Annotated in this window: 6 protein-coding genes; 3 read left to right on the forward strand and 3 right to left on the reverse strand. The window is 69.7% G+C overall.

Features of this window, described 5'->3' with window-relative positions; translation table 11 throughout:
• Nucleotides 1-15 precede the first annotated feature (15 nt).
• Genes STRIP9103_RS44750 through STRIP9103_RS44760 form a run of 3 tightly spaced genes read right to left on the reverse strand, consistent with a single transcriptional unit; the run spans nucleotide 16 to nucleotide 5,127 of the window.
• A complete protein-coding gene (locus STRIP9103_RS44750) occupies nucleotides 16-2,160 on the reverse strand; it encodes an acetate--CoA ligase family protein (RefSeq protein WP_009343942.1) in 2,145 nt (714 codons plus the stop codon).
• 3 nt (nucleotides 2,161-2,163) lie between these two features.
• Nucleotides 2,164-3,405, reverse strand: a complete 1,242-nt coding sequence (gene frc / locus STRIP9103_RS44755; RefSeq protein ID WP_048822344.1) for a formyl-CoA transferase — start codon at nucleotides 3,403-3,405, stop codon at nucleotides 2,164-2,166.
• Nucleotides 3,406-3,432: 27 nt separating this feature from the next.
• Complete coding sequence (locus STRIP9103_RS44760; RefSeq protein WP_009343933.1) at nucleotides 3,433-5,127, reverse strand: thiamine pyrophosphate-binding protein; 1,695 nt, start codon at nucleotides 5,125-5,127, stop codon at nucleotides 3,433-3,435.
• A gap of 144 nt (nucleotides 5,128-5,271) precedes the next feature.
• Here STRIP9103_RS44760 and sucC point away from each other — a divergent pair, with 144 nt between their 5' ends.
• From sucC to STRIP9103_RS44775, 3 genes are all read left to right on the forward strand, one after another.
• Nucleotides 5,272-6,402, forward strand: a complete 1,131-nt coding sequence (sucC, locus tag STRIP9103_RS44765; protein WP_009343940.1) for an ADP-forming succinate--CoA ligase subunit beta — start codon at nucleotides 5,272-5,274, stop codon at nucleotides 6,400-6,402.
• 11 nt (nucleotides 6,403-6,413) lie between these two features.
• Entirely contained in the window at nucleotides 6,414-7,298 is an 885-nt protein-coding gene (sucD, locus tag STRIP9103_RS44770) for a succinate--CoA ligase subunit alpha (RefSeq protein ID WP_009343945.1), read from the forward strand.
• Between the two features lie 123 nt (nucleotides 7,299-7,421).
• The coding region (locus tag STRIP9103_RS44775) for an aldehyde dehydrogenase family protein (RefSeq protein ID WP_009343937.1) at nucleotides 7,422-8,950 on the forward strand (1,529 nt) is incomplete at its 3' end.

The following is an 8,950-nucleotide window of genomic DNA, read 5'->3' on the forward strand; positions in this document are numbered from 1 at the left end:
CCCGCCCTCCTCACCTCATGAACCGCCCCCCAACAGCCCTGCCGCCCGGGCCCAGCGATACTTCGCGCCCAGCACGGCCACCGGCTTCTCGGTCGTGTACGGGTACGCCACGACCCCCCGCTCGAACAGGTACTGGCAGGCCTCCTCGACCTCGACATCACCCGCGAGCGACGCCACCACGGGCTTCTCGACGCCCCGTTCGCGGAACTCGGCCACCACGCACGCGGTGAGCTCGGCGAACACCATGGGCGGCGTGACGATGGTGTGCCAGTAGCCGAGGACGAGCGCGTGGATGCGCGGGTCCTCGAGCCCCAGCCGGATCGTCGCCTCGTACGTCGACGGGGGCTCGCCCCCGGTGATGTCCACCGGGTTGCCCGCGGCCCCGAAGGGCGGGATGAACTTCCTGAAGGACTCGTCCAGGTCCGGCGGGATCTCCATCAGGGACAACCCGTTGTCCGTCACCGCGTCCGACAGCAGGACACCGCTGCCGCCGGCGCCGGTGATGATCACGACGTTGTCGCCCTGCGGAGCCGGAAGCACCGGCAACGCGCGCGCGTACTCCAGCATTTCGTTCAGCCCGGGCGCCCTGATGACACCCGCCTGCTTCAGGATGTCGTCGTACACGGCGTCGTCGCCGGCCAGCGCGCCCGTGTGCGAACCCGCCGCCTTCGCCCCGGCCGCCGTACGGCCGGCCTTGAGGACCACCACCGGCTTCTTCGGGACGGTCGCCCGCGCGGCCTCCACGAAGGCACGGCCGTCCTTGAGGTCCTCCAGGTGCATCGCGATGCACTCGGTGTGCGGGTCCTCGCCGAACCAGGTCAGCAGGTCGTCCTCGTCCAGGTCCGACTTGTTGCCGAGCCCGACGATCGCCGACACACCCGTCTTCGTGGTGCGTGCGAAGCCCAGGATGGCCATCCCGATGCCACCGGACTGCGAGGTCAGCGCGACACCGCCCTTGACGTCGTACGGCGTGCAGAACGTGGCGCACAGGTCCTGCCACGTCGAGTAGTAGCCGTAGATGTTCGGCCCGAGCAGCCGGATGCCGTGCCGCTCGGCGATGGCCACGATCTCCGCCTGGAGTTCGTGCTCACCGGTCTCCGCGAACCCGGAGGGGATCAGTACGGCATTGGGGATGCCCTTGCGTCCCACCTCCTCCAGCGCCGCGGCCACGAACTTGGCGGGGATCGCGAAGACCGCCACATCCACCTCACCGGGAACGTCCGTGACACTCTTGTACGCCTTGCGGCCCAGAATGTCATCGGCCTTGGGGTTCACCGGGTGGATCTCCCCGGAGAAACCGCCGTCGATGAGGTTGCGCATCACCGAGTTGCCGATCTTGCCCTGCTCGTTGGAGGCCCCGATCACGGCCACCGACGACGGCTGCATCAGCCGGCGCATCGAAGTGAGGATCTCCGCGCGCGTGTACGTGCGCCGCGGCTTGGGCACCGACTCCGCGAGGATCACCCGGATGTCCGCCGCGACCGCGCTCTCCGGGGTGGCGATCACCGGATTGAGGTCCACCTCGGCGATCTCCGGGAAGTCCGTGACGAGTTCGGAGACCCGGCGGATCTGCTCGGCGATCGCCCACCGGTCCACCGGGGCCGCCCCACGCACCCCGCGCAGGATCTCCGCCGAGCGGATCGAGTCCAGCATGGACACGGCCTCGTCCGCGCCGACGGGCGCGAGCCGGAAGGTGACGTCCTTGAGGACCTCGACCAGCACCCCGCCGAGCCCGAAGGCGACGACCTTCCCGAACGTCGGGTCCGTCACCGCGCCGACGATGACCTCCTGGCCCTTCGGCAGCAACTCCTGCACCTGGACGCCCTCTATACGGGCATCGGGTGCGTACGCGCGCGCGTTGTCGACGATTCGGTGAAACGCGGCCCGTACGTCGCCGGCGCCCTCCACGCCGACGACGACCCCGCCCGCGTCGGTCTTGTGCAGGATGTCCGGCGAGACGATCTTCATGACCACCGGCCCGCCGAAGCGCGCCGCGTACGCCACCGCCTCGTCGACGTCCCGCGCCAACTCCTCGCCGGGTACGGCGATGCCGTACGCGTCGGCGATCACCTTGCCCTCGGGCGCGGTCAGCGCGCTGCGGCCCTCGGCGCGCACGGCGTCGAGGAGGGTGCGCACCCTCAGCACCCGGTCTTCGGCCATCAATCAGATCACCCCGTTCGACTTGAGCAGGCGCAGCTCCTCGTCACCGAGGCCGAGCTCGCCGACGTAGATCTCTTCGTTGTGCTCGCCGAGGAGCGGTGAACTGGTCACGTCCACAGGGGAGTCGGACAGCTTCAGCGGGCTGCCCACGGTCACGAACTCGCCGCGCTCGGGGTGCGGCACGGTGACGACCATCTCGTTGGCGACCAGCGACTCGTCCTCGATGATCTCCTTGGTGGACAGGATCGGCCCGCACGGGATGTTGTGGGCGTTGAGCCGCTCCAGCACCTCCCACTTGGGCAGCGTGGACGACCACTCCTCGATCAGCTGGAACATCTTGTTGAGCTTGGGCAGCCGGGCCTCAGGCGTCGCCCACTCGGGGTCGTCGGCCAGCTCCGGCCGGCCGATGAGTTCGCTGATCGGCTGCCAGCCCACGGGCTGCACGATGACGTACACATAGTCGTTCGGGCCGCCCGGCGCGCACTTGACCGCCCAGCCGGGCTGGCCGCCGCCGGACGCGTTTCCGGACCTGGGAACCTCCACGCCGAAGTCGTCGTTCGGATATTCACGGAGCGGGCCGTGTGCCAGCCGCTGCTGGTCCCTCAGCTTCACCCGGCAGAGGTTGAGGACGGCGTGCTGCATGGCCACATTGACCCGCTGACCGCGCCCGGTGTTCTCCCGCTGGTACAGCGCCGCGAGAATCCCCGCCACGGCGTGGATGCCCGTGCCCGAGTCCCCGATCTGGGCCCCCGTCGCCAGCGGCGGCCCGTCCTCGAAGCCGGTGGTCGACATCGATCCACCCATGGCCTGCGCGACGACCTCGTACGCCTTGAAGTTGGTGTACGGGCCTTCGCCGAACCCCTTGATGGAGGCATAGACGATACGCGGATTGATCTCCTGGATGCGGTCCCAGGTGAAGCCCATGCGGTCGACCGCGCCGGGTCCGAAGTTCTCGACCATGACGTCGGAGCGCCGGATCAGCTCGGTGAGGATCTCCTTGCCGCGCTCGGTCTTGGTGTTGAGGGTGATGCTCCGCTTGTTGCAGTTGAGCATCGTGAAGTAGAGCGAGTCGACGTCCGGGAGGTCGCGCAGCTGCTTGCGCGTGATGTCACCGGTCGGCGCCTCCAGCTTCACGACGTCCGCGCCGAGCCAGGCCAGCAGCTGGGTGGCGGACGGGCCGGACTGGACGTGGGTCATGTCGAGGACACGGATGCCTGCGAGCGCCTTGGCGGGCGGCGAGGTCATGTCGGTCTCGGTCGTCACCGGGTCACCTCACTTGTACATCGTCTGGTTCATGGTTCCGGGGGCGTACGCGTCCGGGTCGACCCAGACGTTGATCAGCGACGGCTTGCCCGACTCACGAGCACGCCGCAGCGCCGGGCCGATGTCGGCGGGGTCGCGGACCTCCTCGCCGTAACCGCCCAGCATCTGCGCGAACTTGTCGTAGTGGACGTCGCCGAGGGTGTTGCCGACCCGCTCGCGCTCCATGCCGTACTTCTGGGCCTGGCCGTAGCGGATCTGGTTCATGGAGGAGTTGTTGCCGACGATGCCGACGAAGGGGAGGTCGTAGCGGACAAGGGTCTCGAAGTCCCAGCCGGTGAGGGAGAACGCGCCGTCACCGAAGAGGGCCACCACTTCCTTGTCGGGCCGCGCCTGCTTGGCCGCGAGCACGAAGGGGACGCCGACGCCGAGCGTGCCGAGGGGACCCGGGTCCATCCAGTGTCCGGGTGACTTGGGCTGGACGACCTGACCGGAGAAGGTGACGATGTCGCCGCCGTCGCCGATGTAGATGGAGTCCTCGGTGAGGAAGTCGTTGATCTCGCTGACCAGCCGGTACGGGTGGATCGGCGAGGCGTCGGACTTCAGGCTGGGCAGCCGCTTCTCGATGGCGGTCTGCTCGGCGGCGCGCAGCTCGTCGAGCCACTCCTTGCGCTTCGACGCGCCCCCGTTGAGGCGTCCGGAGGCCGCCTCGGTCACCGACTTCAGGATCAGCCCGGCGTCGCCCACGATCCCGAGGTCGATGTCGCGGTTCTTGCCGACGGTCCGGTAGTCGAGGTCGATCTGCACGACGGTCGCGTCCTGCGACAGCCGCTTGCCGTAGCCCATGCGGAAGTCGAAGGGTGTACCGACGATGACGATGACGTCGGCGTTGGAGAAGGCGTACCGGCGGGAGAGCTGGAAGTGGTGCGGGTCCCCGGGCGGGAGGGTGCCGCGGCCGGCGCCGTTCATGTACGCGGGGATGTTGAGGGTGCGCACGAGCTCGATGGCGGACTCGGTGCCGCGGGTCGTCCACACCTGACTGCCCAGCAGGATCGCGGGCTTCTCGGCGTGCACCAGCAGGTCGGCGAGCTTCTCGATCGCCTCCGGGTCACCGGCGGAGCGGGTCGAGGCACGGTAGGCGCCCGCCTTCGGCACGCGGGCCTTCTCCACCGGCACCTTGGCGTCCAGTACGTCGCGCGGGATCTCCAGGAAGGAGGGCCCGGGAGCGCCGTGGTAGCACTCACGGAACGCCATCGACACCATGTCCGCCGCGCGCGCCGTGTCCGGCACGGTCGCCGCGAACTTGGTGATCGGCGTCATCATGTCGACGTGCGGGAGGTCCTGCAGGGACCCCATCTTGTGCTGGGTGTGCGCCCCCTGGCCGCCGATCAGCAGCATCGGGGACTCCGCGCGGAAGGCGTTGGCGACCCCGGTCACGGCGTCCGTCGTGCCGGGCCCCGCGGTGACGACCGCGCAGCCGGGCTTGCCGGTGATGCGGGCGTAGCCGTCGGCGGCGTGCGCGGCGACCTGCTCGTGGCGTACGTCGACGACCTCGATGCCCTCGTCGACGCAGCCGTCGTAGATATCGATGATGTGGCCGCCGCACAAGGTGTAGATGACGTCGACACCCTCCGCTTTGAGTGCCTTGGCGACGAGATGACCACCGGAAATGAGCGCCTCGTCCTTGTCACGGCTGTCGTCAGGCATGGCGAAGTCCTGTCCCTTCGTAGGGGGTTGGAACGCTCTCGCGGTTGATTGCATACAGTCGACGAATACTGTATGAAGCTTGTTATCCCGCATCCGGTGGGTGGTGTCCAGGGGGCGTGCGGCACTTTTGAGTCAGGAGCCGGAATGGACCTGTTCGAACACCAGGCAAGGGAACTCTTCGAGGAATACGGCATCTTGGTGCCGAGGGCCGAGGTCACCGACTCGCCCAAGGAAGCACGCGAGATCGCCCGCAGGCTCGGCGGACGCGTCGTCGTCAAGGCCCAGGTGAAGACCGGCGGACGCGGCAAGGCGGGCGGGGTGAAGCTCGCCGCCGACCCCGCCGCTGGCGAACTCACGGCACGACAGATCCTCGGTATGGACATCAAGGGCCACACCGTCCGCGAGGTGATGATCGCCGAACCCGTCGCCATCGAGCGCGAGTTCTATGTCTCCTACGTCCTCGATCGCGCCGCCGGCCGCTTCCTCGCGATCGCCTCGGCCGAGGGCGGCATGGAGATCGAGGAAGTCGCGGCCAGCAGGCCCGAGGCCGTGGCCCGTATCCCCATCGACCCCGTCGAGGGCGTCACCTCGGCGAAGGCCGCCGAGATCGCCGCGGCGGCCGGTCTGCCCCCGCAGACCGTCGACGTCCTCGTACGGCTCTGGAAGGTGCTGATCCGTGAGGACGCGCTCCTCGTCGAGGTCAACCCGCTCGTCCGCACCGAACAAGGCCGGATCCTGGCCCTCGACGGCAAGGTCACCCTTGACGACAACGCCCGCTTCCGGCAGACCCGTTGGGGCGACGAGCACTCCACGCACGACGATCCGCTGGAGGCCGCCGCTGCCGCGAAGGGCCTCAACTACGTGAAGCTGGACGGCGAGGTCGGCATCATCGGCAACGGCGCGGGCCTCGTCATGTCGACCCTCGACGTCGTCGCCGGCTGCGGCGCGCGCCCAGCCAACTTCCTCGACATCGGCGGCGGAGCGTCCGCCCAGATCATGGCCGACGGCCTCGACGTCATCCTCTCCGACCCGGCGGTGAAGTCCGTCTTCGTCAACGTCTTCGGCGGGATCACCGCCTGCGACGCGGTCGCCGACGGCATTGTGCAGGCCCTGGAGAGCGTCCAGTTGACCAAACGTTTGGTGGTCCGCCTGGACGGCAACAACGCCGCCCGCGGCCGGGCGATCCTCGACGAGCGAGCCCACCCCCTGGTCGAGCAGGCCACCACCATGGACGGCGCCGCGCGCCGCGCCGCCGAACTCGCCCACGCAGCCTGAGGAGCCCGGACATGGCCATTTACCTCACCAAGGAGAGCAAGGTCCTCGTCCAGGGCATGACCGGCGGCGAGGGCATGAAGCACACCCGCCGCATGCTCGCGGCCGGCACGAACGTCGTCGGCGGCGTCAACCCCCGCAAGGCCGGGCGGACGGTCGACTTCGATGAGCGTGCCGTCCCCGTCTTCGGCTCGGTCGGCGAGGGCATCGAGGCGACCGGCGCCGACACGACCGTCGTCTTCGTCCCGCCCGCCTTCACCAAGGCGGCGGTCATCGAGGCCGCCGACGCCGGCATCGGCCTCGCCGTCGTCATCACCGAGGGCATCCCCGTTCACGACTCCGTCGCCTTCACCGCGTACGCGCAGGCCAGGGGCACCCGCGTCATCGGCCCCAACTGCCCGGGCCTCATCACGCCCGGCCAGTCCAACGCCGGCATCATCCCCGCCGACATCACCAAGCCCGGACGCATCGGCCTGGTCTCCAAGTCCGGCACCCTCACCTACCAACTCATGTACGAACTCCGCGACATCGGCTTCTCCACCTGCGTCGGGATCGGCGGCGACCCCGTCGTCGGCACCACCCACATCGACTGCCTCGCCGCCTTCGAGGCCGACCCCGACACCGAGATCATCGTGCTCATCGGCGAGATCGGCGGCGACGCCGAGGAACGGGCCGCCGCGTACATCCGTGAACACATCACCAAGCCCGTCGTCGGCTACATCGCCGGGTTCACCGCGCCCGAGGGCAAGACGATGGGCCACGCGGGGGCGATCGTGTCCGGCTCCTCGGGCACCGCGCAGGCCAAGAAGGCGGCGCTGGAAGCGGTCGGCGTCAGGGTGGGCGGGACGCCGACCGAGACGGCCCGGCTGGTGCTGGCCGCCCTGGAAGACGGAGCGTGACGCCACCCGGTAAGGGACGTCGCCGGTAGAGCGACGTCACCCCACAAAGGAGGGCCCCACGGGTCCTTCTCCTGCCCAACGGGCCCTTGTCCTCTCGACTGTGCACCGAGAGCGGAGCAACCAATGGCACCTACCCTCACCCTGAAATCCGGCACCTCCTGGGCCGACGCCTGGCAGCGCTGCCTCGCCGTCGCCCCCGAGGCCTTCCGGGACGACCGCGTCCTCAACCTCTGGGGCGCCGCCTGGCAGGCGGACGGCCGGGTGCTCCCGGCCACCAGCCCCGTCGACGGCAGCCCCATCGCCGGTCCGCCCCGCCTGGACGGCGCCACCGCGCACCAGGCCGTACGCGCCTCGCTCGACCAGCACCGCGCCTGGCGGCACATTCCCCTCGACGAACGCCGCGCCCGCGTCGCCGCGACCCTCGACGCCCTCACCCACCACCGCGAACTGCTCGCCCTGCTCCTCGTCTGGGAGATCGGCAAACCCTGGCGGCTCGCCCAGGCCGATGTGGACCGGGCCATCGACGGGGTCCGCTGGTACGTCGACGGCATCGAGCCCATGGTCGAAGGGCGCGCCCCGCTCGACGGGCCGGTGTCCAACATCGCCAGCTGGAACTACCCGATGAGCGTGCTCGTTCACGCAATGCTGGTACAGGCACTGGCAGGGAACGCGGTCATCGCCAAGACCCCGACCGACGGCGGCGTCGCCTGCCTCACCCTGGCCTGCGCGCTCGCCGCCCGCGAGGGGATACCCGCCACCCTCGTCAGCGGCAGCGGAGGCGAGCTGTCCCGGGCGCTCGTACGAGCCCCCGAGGTCGGCTGCGTCTCCTTCGTCGGCGGTCGCGACACCGGCGCCGCAGTGGCCACGGCCGTCGCCGACCTCGGCAAACGCCATGTACTGGAACAGGAGGGACTGAACACCTGGGGCATCTGGAACCACACAGACTGGGACACGCTCGCCGCCGTCATCCCCAAGCTCTTCGACTACGGCAAACAGCGCTGCACGGCGTACCCGCGCTTCGTCGTCCAGCGTGAGCTGTTCGACGAGTTCCTCGGGGCCTACCTCCCGGCGGTCCGCACACTCAAGATCGGCCACCCGCTGGCCGTGGAGCACCCCGACGACCCGTATCCGCGCCTGGACTTCGGCCCCGTCATCAACGCGGCCAAGGCCAAGGAGCTGACCGACCAGATCACCGAGGCGATCGACCGCGGCGCCGTCCCGCTGCACCGGGGCAAGCTCGGCGACGCCCGCCTCCTGCCCGGCCAGGACACGGGCGCGTACGTCCCGCCCGTCACGCTTCTGAACCTGCCGCCGTCCTCCCCGCTGCACCACGCGGAACCCTTCGGACCCGTCGACACGATCGTCCTGGTCGACACCGAGGCCGAACTGCTCGCCGCCATGAACGCCTCGAACGGCGCGCTCGTCGCCACCCTGTCCACCGACGACCGGGCGACGTACGAGCGGCTGGCCCCGCAGATCCGGGCGTTCAAGGTCGGCCACGGCAAGCCCCGCTCCCGTGGCGACCGCGATGAGCTCTTCGGCGGCTTCGGCGCGTCCTGGCGCGGCGCCTTCGTGGGCGGCGAACTGCTCGTGAAGGCGGTCACACGCGGCCCGGCGGGGGAGCGGCTGCCGGGCAACTTCCCTGAGTACCA

This window comes from Streptomyces ipomoeae 91-03 (assembly GCF_000317595.1).
GTDB classification, from domain to species: Bacteria; Actinomycetota; Actinomycetes; order Streptomycetales; family Streptomycetaceae; genus Streptomyces; species Streptomyces ipomoeae.